16 protein-coding genes and 1 pseudogene are annotated in these 17,622 nt (G+C 61.1%); 8 read left to right on the top strand and 9 right to left on the bottom strand.

Translation table 11 applies throughout. The features are described from left to right. Nucleotides 1-274: 274 nt before the first annotated feature. Nucleotides 275-988: a sterol carrier protein gene (locus tag NL115_RS09155; protein WP_254832877.1), complete on the bottom strand. Its 714-nt coding sequence runs from the start codon at nt 986-988 to the stop codon at nt 275-277. A gap of 440 nt (nt 989-1,428) precedes the next feature. On the opposite strand from NL115_RS09155, the gene NL115_RS09150 reads away from it, so the two are divergent. The 3 genes and pseudogenes from NL115_RS09150 (at nt 1,429) to NL115_RS09140 (ending at nt 4,456) form a co-directional block, all read left to right on the top strand. Further along, nucleotides 1,429-2,292 (top strand): hypothetical protein, encoded by an 864-nt coding sequence (locus tag NL115_RS09150; RefSeq protein WP_254832876.1) that lies wholly within the window; start codon nt 1,429-1,431, stop codon nt 2,290-2,292. Continuing rightward, nucleotides 2,274-2,510 (top strand): annotated as a pseudogene (locus tag NL115_RS20785) (IS6 family transposase); the annotation flags it as partial. The gene NL115_RS09150 and the pseudogene NL115_RS20785, both read left to right, overlap by 19 nt. A gap of 131 nt (nt 2,511-2,641) precedes the next feature. Next, nucleotides 2,642-4,456 carry an alkaline phosphatase D family protein gene (locus NL115_RS09140; protein WP_254832875.1) on the top strand — a complete coding sequence of 605 codons (1,815 nt, stop codon included), beginning with the start codon at nt 2,642-2,644 and terminating at the stop codon, nt 4,454-4,456. A 65-nt stretch (nt 4,457-4,521) separates the two neighbouring features. On the opposite strand, the gene NL115_RS09135 is transcribed toward NL115_RS09140, so the two are convergent. Then, nucleotides 4,522-4,902 carry a hypothetical protein gene (locus tag NL115_RS09135; protein ID WP_254832874.1) on the bottom strand — a complete coding sequence of 127 codons (381 nt, stop codon included), beginning with the start codon at nt 4,900-4,902 and terminating at the stop codon, nt 4,522-4,524. Between the two features lie 342 nt (nt 4,903-5,244). Between NL115_RS09135 and NL115_RS09130 the strand changes: the two genes are divergently transcribed. Together NL115_RS09130 and NL115_RS09125 are read left to right on the top strand one after the other, a co-directional pair. Further along, the gene (locus NL115_RS09130) at nt 5,245-5,502 is read left to right on the top strand and encodes a hypothetical protein (protein WP_254832873.1); all 258 of its coding nucleotides are present in this window, start codon (nt 5,245-5,247) and stop codon (nt 5,500-5,502) included. A 92-nt stretch (nt 5,503-5,594) separates the two neighbouring features. Beyond that, nucleotides 5,595-6,692 carry a DUF8606 domain-containing protein gene (locus NL115_RS09125; protein WP_254832872.1) on the top strand — a complete coding sequence of 366 codons (1,098 nt, stop codon included), beginning with the start codon at nt 5,595-5,597 and terminating at the stop codon, nt 6,690-6,692. 43 nt (nt 6,693-6,735) lie between these two features. Here NL115_RS09125 and NL115_RS09120 read toward each other — a convergent pair whose 3' ends face one another. Then, the gene (locus NL115_RS09120) at nt 6,736-7,095 is read right to left on the bottom strand and encodes a hypothetical protein (protein WP_254832871.1); all 360 of its coding nucleotides are present in this window, start codon (nt 7,093-7,095) and stop codon (nt 6,736-6,738) included. A 125-nt stretch (nt 7,096-7,220) separates the two neighbouring features. Here NL115_RS09120 and NL115_RS09115 point away from each other — a divergent pair, with 125 nt between their 5' ends. Further along, a complete protein-coding gene (locus NL115_RS09115; protein WP_254832870.1) occupies nt 7,221-7,451 on the top strand; it encodes a DUF8139 family protein in 231 nt (76 codons plus the stop codon). 187 nt (nt 7,452-7,638) lie between these two features. After that, nucleotides 7,639-9,279, top strand: coding sequence for a potassium channel family protein (locus tag NL115_RS09110; RefSeq protein ID WP_254832869.1), 1,641 nt, complete (start codon nt 7,639-7,641; stop codon nt 9,277-9,279). Between the two features lie 61 nt (nt 9,280-9,340). On the opposite strand, the gene NL115_RS09105 is transcribed toward NL115_RS09110, so the two are convergent. From NL115_RS09105 to NL115_RS09085, 5 genes are all read right to left on the bottom strand, one after another. Further along, nucleotides 9,341-10,297 carry a DUF4268 domain-containing protein gene (locus NL115_RS09105; RefSeq protein ID WP_254832868.1) on the bottom strand — a complete coding sequence of 319 codons (957 nt, stop codon included), beginning with the start codon at nt 10,295-10,297 and terminating at the stop codon, nt 9,341-9,343. Nucleotides 10,298-10,828: 531 nt separating this feature from the next. After that, nucleotides 10,829-12,961, bottom strand: coding sequence for a type B DNA-directed DNA polymerase (locus NL115_RS09100; RefSeq protein WP_254832867.1), 2,133 nt, complete (start codon nt 12,959-12,961; stop codon nt 10,829-10,831). Beyond that, the gene (locus NL115_RS09095) at nt 12,961-13,236 is read right to left on the bottom strand and encodes a DUF8156 family protein (RefSeq protein WP_254832866.1); all 276 of its coding nucleotides are present in this window, start codon (nt 13,234-13,236) and stop codon (nt 12,961-12,963) included. The genes NL115_RS09100 and NL115_RS09095 overlap by 1 nt, the downstream gene beginning before the upstream one ends. Further along, on the bottom strand, nt 13,223-13,906 hold the full coding sequence (locus NL115_RS09090) for a hypothetical protein (RefSeq protein WP_254832865.1): 684 nt from the start codon (nt 13,904-13,906) through the stop codon (nt 13,223-13,225). Before NL115_RS09090 ends, NL115_RS09095 begins: the two co-directional genes overlap by 14 nt. A gap of 137 nt (nt 13,907-14,043) precedes the next feature. Beyond that, nucleotides 14,044-15,045 carry a Cdc6/Cdc18 family protein gene (locus NL115_RS09085; RefSeq protein ID WP_254832864.1) on the bottom strand — a complete coding sequence of 334 codons (1,002 nt, stop codon included), beginning with the start codon at nt 15,043-15,045 and terminating at the stop codon, nt 14,044-14,046. A gap of 121 nt (nt 15,046-15,166) precedes the next feature. Here NL115_RS09085 and NL115_RS09080 point away from each other — a divergent pair, with 121 nt between their 5' ends. Further along, nucleotides 15,167-16,420, top strand: coding sequence for a hypothetical protein (locus NL115_RS09080; protein ID WP_254832863.1), 1,254 nt, complete (start codon nt 15,167-15,169; stop codon nt 16,418-16,420). A gap of 224 nt (nt 16,421-16,644) precedes the next feature. On the opposite strand, the gene NL115_RS09075 is transcribed toward NL115_RS09080, so the two are convergent. Continuing rightward, nucleotides 16,645-17,574 carry a phospholipase D-like domain-containing protein gene (locus NL115_RS09075; protein ID WP_254832862.1) on the bottom strand — a complete coding sequence of 310 codons (930 nt, stop codon included), beginning with the start codon at nt 17,572-17,574 and terminating at the stop codon, nt 16,645-16,647. Nucleotides 17,575-17,622: the final 48 nt, after the last annotated feature.

Here is a 17,622-nt window from a genome sequence, read left to right as displayed (position 1 = left end):
TTAAGTGGCAACCGTTTCTTGCCGGTCGTCTCCTCCCCGCTGCTTGCCCTTCGTGAGTCCCGGCCTGATCGTGGACGACGGTGGCCATCGATACGGCGGTGTTCGATGACTGTGCGAGGTGTTCGCGGGCGCAATCCTCATCGTGTCCCTGCGGGATGTTGGCGAAACCGAGCGGGTCGTCGGCGTGGCATCGGTTTCGAGCATTCTGAACGTCTCTATAAGCACTTATAAATCCGGCTGTCGCGGGGGAGCCGCGGAACAGGCGACCCCGGCGCTACAGCAGCGAGAGGTCCTGGAGCGTCCGTGTCACCTGTCGCTCGGCCGAGCGCCCCACCGTGACCCCCGGTCGCGTGGCCGCGTCGACGACGTTTCGCGTGACGGACGGGCCCGGTTCGGCGAACAGGTGGGTGGTCTCGACCTCGGCGGCTACCTCGCCGAGTAGCCCGAGCATCGAGGCGTAGCGCAGCAGCCGCACCTGGTTCCCCTGCACCGTCAGGTCGTTGGTCAGGAGTGCCGAGACCGCCGGGCGGCCGTCGAGGATGCCCTGCCAGGTGGTGAGCGAACCGTGGATGAGGAAACCGGCGTCCCGCGCGTCTGGATCGGTCAGGGTCTCGACCTCGGTGACGCTGCCCTCGCGCAGGCCGATGTGGGCGTGGATGGCGCCGTCGTGGACGTTCTCCTCGATCTGCCGGAGCAGGTCCTGTACGATCTCCGGGAGGGTCGGCCGGATGTGCTCGCCGAACCGTTCGGGCGCCTGCGCGAGCGTCACGTCCTCGACGCCAGCGCGGATGTCCTCCGGGAGTTCGGCGAGGACCTCCGGTGGGAGGTCCCCGAGCGTGGTCTCGGCCAGCGGCACGTCGTCGATGACCATGCGGATGTCACCGTCGAAGCCGACACCCCAGCCGGCCGAGACATCGTCGAGCGCGTCGCTCTCGTCGAGACGACGGCCGTACTGGGCGAGCCACTGTTCGGTGGGGAAGAGCGTCATGTGCTGTGTCCTCCGTTCGTATGTTGGGCCACGCGGCCCCTGGGAACTCGTCCCGACCGAGGGGAGTGAACAGCCTGAGGAATCTGCCACGTTTCTGTGGCTCTTTATCAACCAGCAGACGGAGGGCGGTCGCTAGCAGCCGTCGAGCGTTGTCGGATTCCTCCCACGTTCACAAGAGCGAAGCTCTTGTGCAGCCCGTCAGAACGGCGGAGCCGTTCTGAGGACGGCTAAAGCCGTGGACTTCCTCCTTGCAGCTCTGTGATAGGGAGACTCGCATACGGGGCAGGATACCGATCGGTCGCCACCGAGAGGGAACGCGTCGGCTGACCGCCCTCTTCGGGACACTCGAGTTGAACACGCTGGTAATGTCAGATTCCAGCCCCAGTCCCGGATGTCTTCTCGGGATAACAAAGAAGCCAGACGAACACTCAGTCAAACACATGCCCTCCAGACGAGCCGTCGGGTTCGGCCTCGCTATCGGCGTCATTCATGCAGTCGGGTTGCTCCTCGTCGCTCTCGGCCTCGGCTATTCGATCGGTCCATCACAGTACTCGCTCGTCGGGCTCCTGTGGCGATATGGCGGTCTCGTCGTCGTCGCAGCAGTTCCGGTCTGGCTCGCCGGTCGATTTCGCCTCGTTACACCCGCGGCTGCGCTCATCGTCACAGCGGGTTACGTCCTGGGGATGGAGCTTACGCCTCCCGGACCGACGTTCCGTGATGTCGCCGAGCTCGAAGGCCTTGCCGAGCCAACCGGCATCACCGTCGTCGAGAACGGGCTCTACATCGTCCGGTACATGCTCAACGCAGCGGTCTGGACGGTCGGGTTCCTGTTCCTTGGACTCGTCGAGTACACGAGTCGGAATATGTGGACACAACTGCCATCCGTTCCGAGGTCGGTTCCGTGGCTGTCGATTCCAGCTCCACGACGACGAGCGACTGCGATCGCCTCTGTCGGTGGGAGTCTCCACGCCGCTGTGATGGTATGGTACGCTGCCCGCCTGGGTGTGACACTTTCCGGTGGCTTCGAATGGCTGCTGTATCTGTTCGGTGCCGTTGGGATGTGGATACTCGCGGCGGTTCCACTCTACATCTTGGTACGACACTGCCTGATCGCGCCAGCGACGCTACTGACGGTGTTCATCCTGATCGACGTACAGGCAGCGTTCACCGCGAGCGTGGAGGACCCCCACGCACTCTACTTCGGCGCCTGGTTCCTCTACCTGGGTATCCTCCTCATCGTAGCAGGTATCGAATACGGTCTTCGCCGCCTTGACGTGTCTCGGCGGTTCACTTCCGGGGCCTGAAACTTATCGAGCGGTTCGGTGTTGAACGGGCGCGTTCCACCGTTCGTGACCGGGTTCACGAAACCGACCTACAGCCGGAATCGGGGCGCTCGCCAGAGCACGTCGCGGTCGGCGAAACCGTAATCTGTCTCGGCGGCGAGTGAGACTGGCCGTACGCTGCGGTCGATCCAGGAACGGACGAAATCCGCCATACGCGGTCCAGAACGGCCCGGAACAAGGAGCTGTAGGCCGTCGCCGCCTGGTGGAACCGACGCGAGACCTGATCCGACGCCAGCCGCGGTCCGGCCCGGTATCCGCCCAGTTGCGCGTGCCACAAGCGCCAAACCACACCCCCGCGTAGCGGTGGGCGATGGAACAGGGGGACGACACCGAGACGGACGGTGACGCTGGAGGCGAAGTCGCCGAGTCGGGCGCACCCGCGCCGGACCCGGACGCCGCGCCACACGACGAGGCCGAGCGCCCGGACGGACACGCCGAACTCGCGTCGCTCCTCTCGAACGAGGACCTCCTCCTGAGTCAGCAGCCCCACGCGCCGGCCCGCGACGAGGTCTTCGTCGCCGACGACGGCCGGGCGCCCGATGCGGTGTTCCCGCAGTCGGTCGCCTCGGGCGGGCCGACCCAGGAGGGCGTCATCCTCTGGACCCGTATCGACCCGGAGTCGTTCGACCCCGACGAGCCGCTCGGCGTGGAGATCGCCCACAGCGGCGACTTCGACGACATCGTCTATCGTGGCGTCGTCGACGACACCGGCCGTATCCGGGCCCACGACCACGTCGTGAAGGTCGACGTCGACGGGGCGCTGGAGCCGAATCGGGAGTACCGCTACCGGTTCGTCTACGACGGCGTCGCCTCGCGGGTCGGGACCTGCCACACGCTCCCGGAACCGGATGCCTCGCCCGACTCCCTGCGGTTCGGGGTCCTCGCGTGTCAGAACTACCTCAACGGCTACTACCCGGCACTGGGCTACGTCGCCGAGGAGGACCTGGACTTCCTCATCCACGTCGGCGACTTCATCTACGAGTCGGGGGCAGGGGAGTTCAAGGGTCTCGACAGCCGCGACTACCCCGACCGGAACATCGACCTGCCCAGCGGCGAGGACCGGGTGCAGGACCTGGCCGACTACCGCTACATCTACCGCACGTACCGCTCGGACCGGTTCCTCCAGCGGGCCCTGGAGGAGCACACCCTCATCGCCGCATGGGACGACCACGAGATCGCCAACGACATCTACTGGGACCCGGAGACGGACGCGCCGAAGGCCGACCACCCGCGCGGCGAGGACCCGGAGTTCATGACGAAGCTGACTGCGGACGCCATCCACGCCTGGTGGGAGTTCGTCCCCGCACGCCTGGGGTACGACCCCGAGGCCGAGTCCCTGCAGGACCGCTTCCAGCTGTGGCGCTCGTTCGAGTTCGGGGACCTGCTGAAGCTCGTGATGACCGACGAGCGTCTGTATCGTGACCCGCCGCGCGAGGCGTTGCCGACGGCGACGAACTGCCGACCGGAGAACGAGCCACCGGGCCGTACGATGCTCGGCGAGGACCAGCTCGCGTGGTTCCTCGCGCAGATCCGCGACTCCGAGGCCCGCTGGACCGTCTGGTCCGACGAGGTGCTCACCATCCCCTTCCGGCTGGGCATCGGCCGGGCCTCCATCTTCCCCGTCCAGGGCGGCTGGGACGGCTACACCCGCGAGCGCCAGTACATCAAGGACAAACTCCGAGAGTTCTCCCCCCGCAACTTCGTCACGCTCACGGGCGACATGCACTGCTACATCGCGGGCTACAAGAAGACCGAGTACGGCGGGCCCGTCACCGAGCGGCTGTTCGACCCCGGCGAGCGCGTCGGCGTCGAGTTCATGACCCCCGCCGTGTCCAGCCTCAACGTCGCGGAGGCGCTGGGTATGACCGAAGGGCTGGTCGGGCGCATCACGGAGCCGCTCCTCCGCAGGTTCATCACCGCGCAGAACCCGCATCTGGAGTTCTTCGACTCGCACCACTGGGGCTACTCCGTCGTCGAGTTCACCCGCGATGACTGCACCTACGTCGCCTACGGTGTCGACAAACACGAGAACTCGATGGATGCCGAGCGTGAGGTCATCGCCGCGTATCGGGTCCCCGACGAGGAGGTAGAGCTTATCGATGTGACGGACGACTACGCAGTTTAGATGGGAACGTCACGGCCTCCGACGCAGTTCGGTCCCCAGATGCAGACCTCACCCGGAGACGGGCATCACGGCTCTGTCTCGGATGCATCCTCACGATCGACGTTCGACCCCTCCTGCTGGGCCGAGAAGACCAGATACGCGGCCGCCACCGCGGCACCGAGGATGGCCGTGACGCCGGCACCGAAGATGAGGAGGCCGACGTTCGGCACGCCCATGATGATGGCGCCGACGGCGACGAACTCGAGGCCGACGAGGAAGGTCACGCCGACGATAATCCAGACCGCGATGGGACCCAGCAGCTCGCCGACGCCGTCCTCGACGGCCAGTCGGGTCGTCGTGTAGAGCCCGCGGTCCATGTTCCCCGGGAGGTCACCACCGAAGATTCCACCCGTCAGGAGTTTGCCGACGGTCGCACCGAGCGAGGGGCCGGAGGTGTCGTCGCTCATACCCGCGGCTTCCGGGCACGAGATATGAACCTGACGCGTCACGATGGCGTCCCGCCGGGATGCTGGCTCGGTTGGAGCCCCTTCACACGGGCTCGGAGCGGATACCGCGGCTTCTTCCGTTGGTCCAGGGATGGCGGCTCAGTTGGAGTCCATCGTCACACGGGGCTCGGTGGGGGTAACGCGCTTTCCACTAGTAGATTTGCCTGAGCTAGTATCCGATAATGGTCGGCGTGAGCGGGTGGAGAGGTCGCTCTGAGATTTGGGCGTGTGCGAACTGTGCACTACTGTGCACACGTGTGCGAATTGATCACACCTTTTGTTGTCCTCGTTCATTATCGTAGCATGGTGACGCTGGAAACCACCAGTGGCTCGGAGTTTGAATTCGAATATGTCGTAGTCAAAGAGAATGGGATGCACATGGGTTTTGATGCCGAATCCGACAAAGCACCTGAAAAGGTATTTCCCGAGGGGAATGTTTTGAGCCTGACTCCAGAGAAGGGAGTCGACCGATTTGTCGACACTTTTGGAGAGAAGGTGAAGAACACTCATGATGGGAGTCTGTACGCCTCAGAATGCGTAATTGAATATAGAATTCAGTAACGGACTCGGACTCATTCACACTCCTGGTACATTCAGTAGCGATACACTGGTTTCGAGACAAGCTATTTTTGTTACCTCTGTGATCCGGATATATGCCCGTTGATCTGGGGCTTTGGCGAATTGCCGATGACGGCGAATTCACTCGTGTATCATCGAACAAGCTGGACAAAGAGACTCGTTTGAAACGATTCCTTCTACAGGACCCAAACGTCCTAGGTAGACCACTCAAAATAATCGCTGAGGAGGTCAACACGGTAGGGCAGAAGCGACTCGATATCCTCGCCATCGATAGCGACGGTGACTTGCATGTTATTGAACTGAAACGGGACATGTCTCCTCGGGAGGTCACCGCTCAGGTGATGGACTACGCTTCTTGGGTCCGTAATCTGTCCTATGAAGAGATCAAGGCTATATACGAAGATTCGGATCAAAATGACGACTCATTCGAAGCTGGATTCGACAAGAAATTTCGGCCAGATTACGATGGGACCCCGAAAGGACCGGGCGAAGTGAACGAGGAACACACTCTGACCGTCGTTGCCTCCGAGCTCGATAGCTCTACTGAGCGGATTATTGGCTATCTGCACGATGAATTCGAGGTTCCGATCAATGCAGTCCGATTCAATTACTACTCAGACGACGGGCGTGAGTACATCGCAAGGACATGGCTCAAAGATCCATTCGAAGTTGAAGACGAATCTGAGGATGAGACGGAGGAAGGGGACTCATGGAACGGCCACGACTACTATGCAAACTATGGCGAATCTCAGTGGAGAAGATGGAGTGATGCCCGGGAGTACGGATTCGTCGCTGCGGGCCAGGGGACATGGTACAGTCGAACGATGGGGAAGGCCTCGGAGGGCGACCGTCTGTTTGTCTATTCGCCGGGAGAAGGCTACATCGGCGTAGGGATAGTCAATCAGGAGAAGACGGCAGCACCAGATTTTGAGGTTGAAGATGGAACCCCAATCACGGAAGCAGATCTCGATGGCGACCTGAGTAAAAACGAGGACGACCCTGAACTCAGGGAGTACCTCATTGGGGTGGACTGGGTCCGGACACGAGATATCGAGAATGCGATTTGGGAAAAAGGGATGTACGCGAACCAGAATACCGTCACAGAACTCAGCGACAAGCAGACTCTCGACAAATTATATGAAGAGTTCGGGGTATCGGCACCCGATACGTAGTCGATAGTCCGGAACATGAACTGCTAGGCGTCCTGAGTACTGATTACAAGTCCACTCGGTGCATCTCTCGGTTGATATTTACCTTCGTCGGCGCAGGGAGATACGGCTCGACAGTTTCGTAGGCGTTCACGAACACCGTCTTCGGGTCGATAACTTCGAGATGATCCAGATACAGGTCGCTTGCTTTCTGGTAAACCGGCGCAATCGCATTCGCACTCTCAACGAGTACCTGTCGTGTCCCCTCGATACCGAGGGCAGCCAGCTTACCGATCCAGGATGTGAGCCGATTCATGATCTCTGGACCGGCGACCTCTTGATCGAAATCGATCTGGGCCTCTGTGTTGAACAGGTGAGGAGCGGTTGCAGACGCACCGGCAGCCGAGAGGAATTCACGGCGAAGCATAGCCAAGCCTCTCCGGGCGGAGAGCATAATCTCCGAAGGGTGACTTCCGATATTCCGATAGTGCTCGTTCGACCTCGTTTCCGGTAGAAGAACATACCACGCAGGGCCACTCATCACTGAATCGAATGCAGCGGTTCACGCCTGGTGACCGGGTCCGAATCGATATTCCGGACGAAACCGATCCGGACCACGCTCTCTACCATGACACGTACGGGACCGTCATCGAGGTGGCCAAGGACGATGGGAGTGACATGACGGGTGACCCCCGTGACGATATCCGGTATCGGGTCGAGCTAGACGCGGACGAGGTGGTGGACTTCCGATGGCGAGATCTGCGACCTGCACCCGAACGGTGATGACACCGAGTGAAGAAGTCAGGGCATGATGACGTGGGAGAACACTGAAGACCAGTCGTATCTCGATTCTATCTCAGTTATGTAGTCGTACCGCGATTTCTGCTGGTAGCTCTGCGAAACGTTGGGATAGGCGTGCGAGGGCTTTCTGACCATACCTATTTTTGATTCGCATATGTGATTTCGAATAATGGGAAACGCTGGACTGGGGTGGGCAGCTGATATTGAACAGGAAGAGACTGGTCAAGAGGCAACGTGCGACCATACCTTCCAACCCGATGAGTGGCGAGCAGAGCACGAAATTCCACCTGCGGGAGATGGTCCCCAAGAGTGTTCAGAACCGCCACTTGATCATTCAGCCAAGTGTCGATTTCACGCGTCATCACAGGAACTAGAGTGGGACGGACTAGACGAAGATGAAGTATTTGCAGAATATGTAACTGAGTATAATGGTATTCTAGATGCGAATTTTAATGAAATCCACCTTGGAAATATTGATATTGAAGGCCGCGAGGTGAAATTGCTGTCTCCTCAAATATCCAAAATAAGGGGCGGAGATGGTGTTTTCACAGGTGACATCGAGTTCAAGAATGCCGCTATTGACTCGATAAATATCTGCGACTTCGAATCTAATGGCCGCATTAATTTTCATACATGCAAAATAAAATCATCCATAAATATTTCCGGGAGTTCCTTCGACGGTTGTTTAGATTTTGAAGGCTCAAAGATAGACCACTGGACGTATATTTTTGACACAGAATTCCGAGAGAATGTTGGACTTTCCGAGGTTCAGTCGCTCTCTGACATCGTTGCTCACCGTTGTCGGTTCTTAGGCGGAATCGATGCTAATCCAATCTCCAGAATCGGGTCATTCGTGCTGACAGATTGCGAGATCTCAGAGATGGACTGCCAGATATTTGATCTTGAAGATACGCTAGTCCAGTTGAAGGATTCAGAGATTCGTTCGGGTAATATGCGTGGCACGGGGACCGAGGACCTTCCGCGCTACAAGCCAGACCCTGACTCAGGGCCCGATGTTCTCTATGACCTATCCGGAGCCAGGCTTGGGGACGTAGAACTCCACACAGCCGAAAAAGGGTTGGAGAATTATTATTTTGAATCGACAGACCTAGACAATTTCAATCTGAGGCGACATGCGGATGCTCTGAAAGAGGCAAATTGGAATTTGCACGAATTCAGCAGCAAGTTCAGAGAATACAATGATCTGGAGTTGCTCTCGGGGGGTGGTGTCGGTCATATTGATGAGTATCCCTCTTCAAATCGATATCAGACAACAGCACGTATCCGAGATTTCGAATCGACATATATCAATGCCACCCGTGCTGCCGAATTACAGGGCGATTACATCTCTGCATCCAAGTTTTTCACCAGAGCGTCCAGAGCAAGGAAACTCATCAATCGACGACAAATAGCTCAGCCCAACCCAAGACACGGTCGGTCACGACTGATTCATGCTGTCAGATACGCAAAAGCAGTCTTTCTCCAGTATACGTGTAACTATGGTGAAAGCCCCCTCCGAACCTTTGGATGGGCTTTCCTCATGTTGACTTTCACCACGTTATACTATCCATACTCTGGCGGAGTTAAAAGAGCGAGTCAAGAGATAATCTATGGGAGAGCAAATAGTACTCTGACGGAGGTTCTCGGAGACTCACTATACTTTAGTATTTCAACCTTCACTACTTTAGGGTACGGCGACTTTTCTCCAATAACTCTCCATACCAAACTCATTGCAGGGGGGGAAGCATTAGCTGGTTCAGTCTTGATTGCACTATTTATTTTCACTCTCTCAAAATCCATGAAGCGGTGAAATAGTATCTCACTTGCTCAACGAATTTTGATTTCTGGTTCGGAAATAAGGCAAATATCACTCAAGACAGTCCGACCTCAAGACCCTCAATCCGCCCTTCGAATTCGTCCTGGAACTCGTCCATCCGGCCGACTCCCCACTCGATAAGCTGGTTTCGCTGTACGGCCGTCAACTCGGTAATCCGTCCTTCGATTTCTCGCGGGAGTTTGATACGGCAGGCCCGCTTCTCCGGAAGTCGTTCCCAGACCAGCTCGGCGTCCAGCGCATCCTCGATTGCCTCGCAGTCGTCTTCGAGCGCCTGGAAGACAGCCTCGTTCCGGTCGGCATCCGAGGTGTCGATGTAGAGGTCAAGCGAGAACTCGGGCCCCTGATGGAACACCCAGCCAATCGAAACGCCGCTCATTCCAGCACCGAAGGATAACCAGCTCTGGGGCTGCGGTTTCAGTTGATACCAGTCCGGTCGTCGCTCGGCGTATGCCTCGGTGAGATCGGCGAAGAAGTCTTTGTATGCTTTCTCTGTCTCGGTCAGGGACTGCGTGAGCTGGCGCTCCCAGTCGTTTGGTTCGACTAACACCTCGAATTCGAAGCCTCTCGTCTCATTCCCCTCGATCGTGAGAACGCGCGGCTTGACCGCGAAGAAGCGAGCGTCCTGTGGACCGCTCTCGTTCAACCACTCCAGAACGCTCCGATGCTCCGGCCGGAACTCTTCGGCGACCCAGATGGTGAACGCAGCATCCCGACCCGCGGAGTAGGTGAGGAGCTTCCCGAGATGATCGTGATCCGTCGCGCCGTACTGGTTCTCGACAACGACCTGCCCACCAGTGTTCATCTCCTTCGCGACGATATCAGCCGAAAAGTCCCCTACGGCCTCCTCTCGTGTGACCTCCTCCACCTCGATCCCCAGCTCCGCCGCGAGGAGATGGAGGTGCTCCATCAACCACCGCGTGAAGTCGTTCTCTTCGTGGGGCCACACGGAACGGAGTTCGTGTTCTTCCACCTGAGCGATTTCTTCGTCCATGCCGGTGAGATATCATGTGGCGCCAATAACAATAGGTGGTGGAGCAGGCTCACGAGTCAACAGAGAGACGGGATGATGAGGCGCAAGCGGATGGGACGAATCCGTTACTTCTGCTCCGGCAAGAGCAATCTCCACAGATTTGCTCAGTCATCGCAATTCGTCTGGTTGCCTTTCCTCGTTGTGGCGTCACCCTGCCTCAGGACGAACCATCTACAACGATATCGACATGCCGTCGTCTCGGAGAGCCAGGAGTTGCATCAGGGAAATTTATTTTACATATGCTCACCATCTGGCAAGTGGACGACAATTACCCGGTTTGTCGTCCACTCGAGAACGCGATCAGCGGGGCACTGATCGCTAGCGGACAGCCAGAAACGGCAGCGAACTCTGGCAAAACACACGGGTTCGGGTCAACCCGTTCTCGTTTCGAAAATATCAGTCAGTTCTGACTCTCGGCAATCGTCTCTGAATTAGTAGATTCGATTCCGGGTAACAGGCAGCCAACTCAATTCGGGAATCTGTCTACAGAAGTCATCCAAACGCCCCCAGAGACACGTCCTTGCTGTCATCCAGATACGACTCGATATCGGCTCTTCGCCAGCCCAGCGGCGAGAGGACACTCTCTCCAGCCCGAAGCAACCGATCACGGTAGAAGCTCTCGTCGTACGGTGTGTCTTCATCGACCTCGAAGGCGAGGCGGACCCGCTCGTGCGACCGCTTCGAATCGTCCGTCACGACGTATGAGACACTCTCGCCGGGGTGGACCGAGAGCCCGCGGCGCTCGGCCCGCTGGAGTGCCGCAACCGTCCGCGTCCGTGACTGGTATGCCTCGAGTGGCTTCGAGACGCGCTGGGTCAGAACGAGGTCGGACGCCACGACGCTTCCACGCCGGACCCGGCCAAGCCACCGCTGGAGTCTGTCACAGACCCCCTCCGGCCGTCGTTTCTCATTGAGGACCTCGATGAGTTCGCGCTGGACCTCCTCGACCAGTGGTGCCGTACTCCGTTGTCGAGCCTCGATCCCTCGCAGTTTGTACGGGTCTGCCCCGGCGCCGAGATCCTCGTCGCGCTTCCGCCCGAAGTACTTCGTGAGCGCACCTGCCGCGTCGTTCCGTCGTGGGACGAACGCCAGCCAGTCGTAACCCGCCTCGTACTCCAGGTCGATGCCCAGTTCGTCGGTGATGGTCGCAGCCAGATCGTCGAGGTCGGCCTGCTCCCGGTCGGCCATCGGTGTCACCCACAGCGAATCGACGATACCGTGGACGACGCGCCAGCCGCCCGCTTCGAGGCGCTCCTTCGCGTCGAGCAGGAGTTCGCGGGCGAACGCGTTGATGCTCTCGTGGCACTCGATGCGTCCGAATTTCGCGTTCGAGAAGCCCTGATAGCCGAAACACGAGACGAGAATCCACTTCAGCGCGCTTGATTGACCCTCCAGCTCTTCCCGACGCTCGAGGTCGTCGCAGTCTCGGAGCTCCTGCTTGATCCGATCGCGGTCCTCGATGATCGGCTGGAGCACGTCCGCGAGGTAGCCCCGCTCCTCGCAGATGCTGTAGCCGAGGCCGGGCACGTCATCGGTGTCACAGCAGTCACAGCGCGTCGTCTCCGGGCTGATGTTCCGCGTGACGATGATGTTCGGATACAGCGAGGAGAAGTCCAGTTCGTGAACGTCCTCGTGGAGGCCCACGTCGGGGGCGAAGGTGAACCCGCCACGGTCGGCGTCGTGGAGCGTCCGGGCGCTCTTGAAGAACTCGTGGCGCCAGGAGTGCCACGGCACCAGCACGTCGCGCTTGCGGGCCTCGCGGACCTGGATGGCAGTCAGGACGTTCCCGATGGAGGCCCAGGCGAGTTCCTGCAGCGGCTTCCGTGAGCGTTCGACGAGGTCGAGACAGCCGTCGAGGTTCGTCTGGTCCCAGAAGAACATGTTCCCAGCGTTGATCGTCACGCGGCCGGGGACGTTGTAGCGGGCGGGCGAGTGACCCGTCCGGCCGTAGCTCTCGTATGTGGAGCGCCCGGCTCGCTGCTGGTAGGCCGGCAGATCGTCGCCCTCGCCGCGGCCGAGGTCGAACGCCGCGCGGTCGTGGCGCTCGGCCGCCTCGTACAGTCGCGGGACGAGCGACGCCGACCCGAGAAAGAGCACGTCGGGGTCCTCGCGTTCAAGTCGTCTCGAGAGGTGTTCCAGCACCGCGGCCTCGCCTTCGACTGTCGCCTCACCGATTCGCAGCTCGTCGACAGTCGGGGCATCCGGGCCGTCCGGCCGCTCGAGTTCGAGTGTCCGCAACTCGCGTCCGGGAACGGATGACTGGTCGGTCTCCAGGCAGTACCGGAATTCGGGGCTGAAGTCGACGTTCCAGCAGGTCAACTCGCCCGGGTCGCGCCAGCCCCACAGGTCGTGCGCCCGGGAGTGGAGCGTGTCGAGGTCGGTCGTGTCCACGCGGAGAACGGGCTCGGCCCCGTGACGGAAGCCCGGGCGGTGGCGCTCGCGGACGGTCAACTCGACATCCGGGAGCGTGTGGACGTGCGGTCGGATCTCGTCCAGCACCGCGGGGTCGTCGTGGTGGACGTAGAACGTCGGCGTCCAGTCGGGGTCGCGCTCGACGGTCGCGCCGTCGTCGGTGAGCGTCCACGTGAACGCATCACCGTCGACGAAGTCGATCTTGTACGGCATCAGCCATCACCAGTGTCCACGTGCCCCTCCAGCACGTCCACCCGTTCCCGAAGCTCGTCGATGCGGCGCTGCTGGGCCAGGCAGATCGAGAACAGCACGGGCTGGAACGGCTCGTCGTGGTTGAGGTAACCTGCGGCATCGGCGTAGTCGGCCGCGTCGACGAACAGCTGGTCGAACCGCTCCTGGTCGCGGTGACGGAGCCCACGCCGGTAGTCGCTCCAGCGCCGCTCCAGCGCCCGCAGGAGGTCGCGGAAGGTCGGATTAGTGCGACCCATCCGCGAGCACCTCCGTCGGCGAGAGCGTCCCGTTCTCGAGTGCCGACCGTCGCCGCGTCAGCACCTGCTCCCAGAACGCGAGTGTCGTCTGGTACCCGGTGGCGTCCTCGTAGACGAGCGTCTCCGTCTCCTCGCCAACGAACCGCGGGCCGAACCGCGTCCGCTCGCAGCGCAGCGTCCGGTCCGCTCGGTCCACGACCGGCCCCGAGAGCGAGTCCTCGGCCTCGCAGGTCACGAGAACGGCCAGGTCATGCTCGTCAGCCAGCGCACCCAGTCGGTCGACGGCACTGTCGACCATCCGGCGCGGGGCGCCCCGCGGGGCGTCACCGCTCCGGTACTGGCCGTCGATGGCCGGACAGACGGCGAGAGTCGCGTCCGCGGTGGCACGCTCGGTGAGTCGCTGGACGAGCGACGAGTGCTGGTACGGAGTGAAGGCCCGGGCGACGCGTATTCGTTCGAGTGTTCGCATACTGGGCGCGAGTCGTGCGATCCGTCCGGTCTGTGCGTGTTCGCCGCTGTCCACCCACCACACCGGCCCGTCGTTGAGCATCGCGTGGTCGAGGATGAGCGACGCCAGTGCGCCCGTCGCGCGCCCGTCGGTCTCGACCCGCGTGATGCCCGGATCGAGCGCCGGCAGGGACGGGACCGGTTCGTGACTGGTTGTTGCCATACCCGGCTGAACACGGACGGGCGGGATAGTCTCGTGAGCGTCGCTTCCGTTATTTCCGAAATTCCGCGAACAACCGTAGAATCCTGCCAATACACCCCAAAGATCGCCATTTCACCGCTTTCCGAATCACTTCCGAATCAGTTTCGGGTGCGGTACGTCCGGGCGCGCTTCTCGCCCTCGGCGACGACGAGGTCGTAGTGGACCATCTTCTGGAGGTGATTGCGGACCGTCCGGTTCGTCTTCGGATCGGCGACCCGCTCCTGGTACTGGCCGTACAGCTCCCCGGGGTCGACCTCGCCCTGCTCGTCGATGATGTCGTAGAGGACGCGCTGGTGCTCGGTGAGCGTCTCGAGGTTCGTCCGGCGGACCTGCTGCCGCGCCTCGGGGACAGCCCCCTTGACGAGGTCGGTCGTCAGCTCCTCGCGCCCCGCACGCTCGGCGTCGCGGGCGGCGTTCCGGAGGATGCCGATGGCGATACGCGCGTCGCCAGCAGCCGCGTCCGCGATGTGTTCAAGGTGCATCCGATCGACATCGGTCGTGAGGCCCCGCCTGACCCGGGCCTCGAGAATCGTCACGAGTTCGTCGAGACCATACTTGTCGAACCGGACACGGCGTGCGCTGTGGAGGCGGGAACTGAGCCGGTCGTCGAGGTCGTCGAACACGTCCGTCTCGCGGTTCGCGATGAGGACCATCGTACAGTCGTGGGCGCTGTAGAGATCGTAGAGGACGCCCGTGCCCTGCAACTGGTCGACCTCGTCGAGGACGACCACGTACGGCGAGCCATTGTACGAGCGCAGGCGCTCGGAGAGTTCGTCCGTGGGGGTGGACTGCCGATGGATGTCGAGCGTCCCCTCGATACCTTCGAGGATGCGGTACAGCGCCCGATAGCGGGTGTAGTCGCGCCAGCAGTTGACGTACTGGTATTCGATATCGACGACCTGCTCGCGGAGGCGCTCGACGGTGTACTGCGCGATACAGGTCTTGCCCGTTCCCGAGGGCCCGAACAGGAAGGCGGTCTCCCCGGACTCACCGCGCGTGATGGGGTCGAGCGCGTTCGTCAGGGCATCGACCTCGCCATCGCGATGCTCGACCTCCCGCGGCACGAACTCCGGCTGGAGGACCCGAGCATCGCCGATCATATCGGGACGTTTCTGAACGCGACCCGATAAACGGAACGGGGTGGTTTCCGAAAGTTCCGAAAGCGGTGTCGGAGGACCATCCCAGCCGAAGCTTCTTGCTCTACACCCGGCTGGGTAGGCCATGGCCAGCGCGGCGTCGCTCTCGGAGCCGGAAGTGCTCGCACACACGAAACGGCGGCTCTTCCCCGACACCGATGAGCCAGGGACCTACTCGGTCGTCGATACGCAGTTCGCGACGGACGAATGGCTCCCCGGCGAGCCCATCTCGGCGGAGGTTCGCGAGGCCCTCGCCCCGTTCAACCACGTCCGGCTCGGGTCGGGCTACCCGGACCTCGTCGGCGTTCGGCCCCTCGAGTCCGACCTCCTGGCGGTCGAACGGGTCGGCGACGAGTCGCCACTGGTCGTTGTCGAGGCGAAGGGACGGACAGCGGCGGGAACGGTCGATGTCGAACGTGGCATCGTCCAAGCATACGACCGGCTCCACGAGGCCAACGCCGCCTACGCCGCCGCGCCGACCACGGCCGTCTCCGAGTCCGACCGCACCCTCGCCCGGGAGCTGAACGTCGGCGTCCTCGGAGTCGAACCCGGCGGCGCGGTCGAGGCGCTGGAGGTTCCCCGGGTCGTGGGTAATCGGACCACCGACGAGGCGACGGCCATCCGCTTCCAGTCGACCACACAGGGCGTCGCCAACCAGTCGTTCGGCCTGAACCACCCGAAGAACTACCTCGGCGTGCCGCTGGCTCGATACCACTCCGCCGACACCGACGCCCTCCTTGCCGAGCACGTGGTCGGTGCGACGGCCGACGCCCACCGTGGGGCGGCCTTCCTCGGCCTCGTCACGGACCGACACGGCCGGACCGATCTCACGCCACTCGGCGAGGAGGTCGTTCGGTTCGCGCTGGACCGGTACGGATCGGTCGAGGCGGCACTCGCGACGTTCGCGGACTGGCAGGGGTCGAGAAGACGGTTCTGCGACCTCGCGCCCGAATGGGGCCTCCTGACCAGACGTGTGGTCTGGGCGTACCCGGCGACGCAACTGCTCGTCGAGGAACTGCAGACGATGCACGACGACGGTATCACCGACCCGTCGCTCGTCGACCTTGTCGAGTGGTTCCACGTCCAGCACCCGACGTTCGCCGTCGAGCTGTTTCTCCGAGGGACGGACGATGCCCGTGGCTGCGTCCTCACTGAGGACGGCGAGCTCCGCGCCGACGAACTCGACGACGGGAACGTGTACCACTCACCCACCGTCTTCCAGCTGAAGGCGATGCTGTACCACGCCGGAGTCTTGGCCGAGCGCGGCGCAGAACCCCACCGACTCGATCCACCGACGGACTCGTGGCGGCTCCGTGAGCCGCTCGACACCGTTCGGTGAGTCTTCCGTACATCGAAGCTGGTACTGTTCGGCCTCAGACGGACACTGGTGGGTCTTTGCGGCCGTCCGGGATGGTGAGATGGCGGCTCAGTTCTTAGACCTCATCAGAAATGGGCTCAGTGGGGGTAACCGTCATCATTGCCGCCGTATGGATACACGGTTCCGAGATGAAAAAGCGCTTCTAACCGTTCGTCGCGACGGAACTGAAGCAGATATTCACCGAGTCACAGAGAGACAGTCGTCGCTGCATCGGATTCCAGCAGAAAGTTGCAGAGCTCCGAAACCTGTTTTACTGGAGGCCCCCCGAGGAGGACTCCGAGTTCCAGATACCTCCCAAATCCGTAATCAGTGACGTTAGCACTGCCGACGTACGCAGACGTTCGGTCGAACACCATCACCTTGGCGTGCAGAGTGAAGGCTGGATTCTCTCCCTCCTGATTCCGGTCACTCGCGGGGACATCATCGGCCCAGACAGTATAATCGACCGTCTTGAGCCCCTTGGCGACCCCACGCTCGCGAGCCCGGGTCACAAAATCCTGAATGACAGAGTGGTTGTGCGATGATGAGTCACCGAGATATCGTGTCACGACTGTCAGTTCCACCCCCCGCCCGAGGGCATCAAGCAGGACGTCTGCGAGGCGGCCGAAACCGGTCTGCTCGAAAAACGGAGACAGGAGCACGATTTCCTCGGACGAATCTTTTACTGCCGACACGAGGGTCGACATCAGCCCCTCCATCCCGAATTCAGCCGGCGTAGTGGCATCGAACGAGGGGTCATCTGGGAAAGTCACCAGAGGAGTTACCTCTGCCCGGGGAACTCGATCCTGGTACGCAGCTATGGTTGCAACAGCGTTTCGAACGGTGTCAAATGCTGCACGTACCGAGCTGGCCCGGACACGGTAGTTCGTCTCCACCACCGGCGCTTGATACGAATCTCGCAGGACAGCACCCTGTTCATCAAGTTGTCTGAACAGGTCGCTTGCCTCTTCTCGTTCGAGGGATGTTTCACGAGCAATTATGGCAGGAGAGATGGTTTCTGACCGGCCTGCAGCCACCAGCAGATGCCCCTCGACTTCCTGAACCAGGTGCTCGTCATGGTCCAGAATGTCTGCAATCGCGAGTGCCCGGTCAAAGCGAGAGATGTCGTCGGGCATAGCCATCGATTTCAGGAGTACGTATATCGGCCTTGCGGCGTCCCCGGG

The organism is Haloglomus salinum (assembly GCF_024298825.1).
Classification (GTDB): domain Archaea; phylum Halobacteriota; class Halobacteria; order Halobacteriales; family Haloarculaceae; genus Haloglomus; species Haloglomus salinum.
Note: the sequence above shows the minus strand (reverse complement) of the source record. Positions and strands in the feature narration are given on the sequence as shown.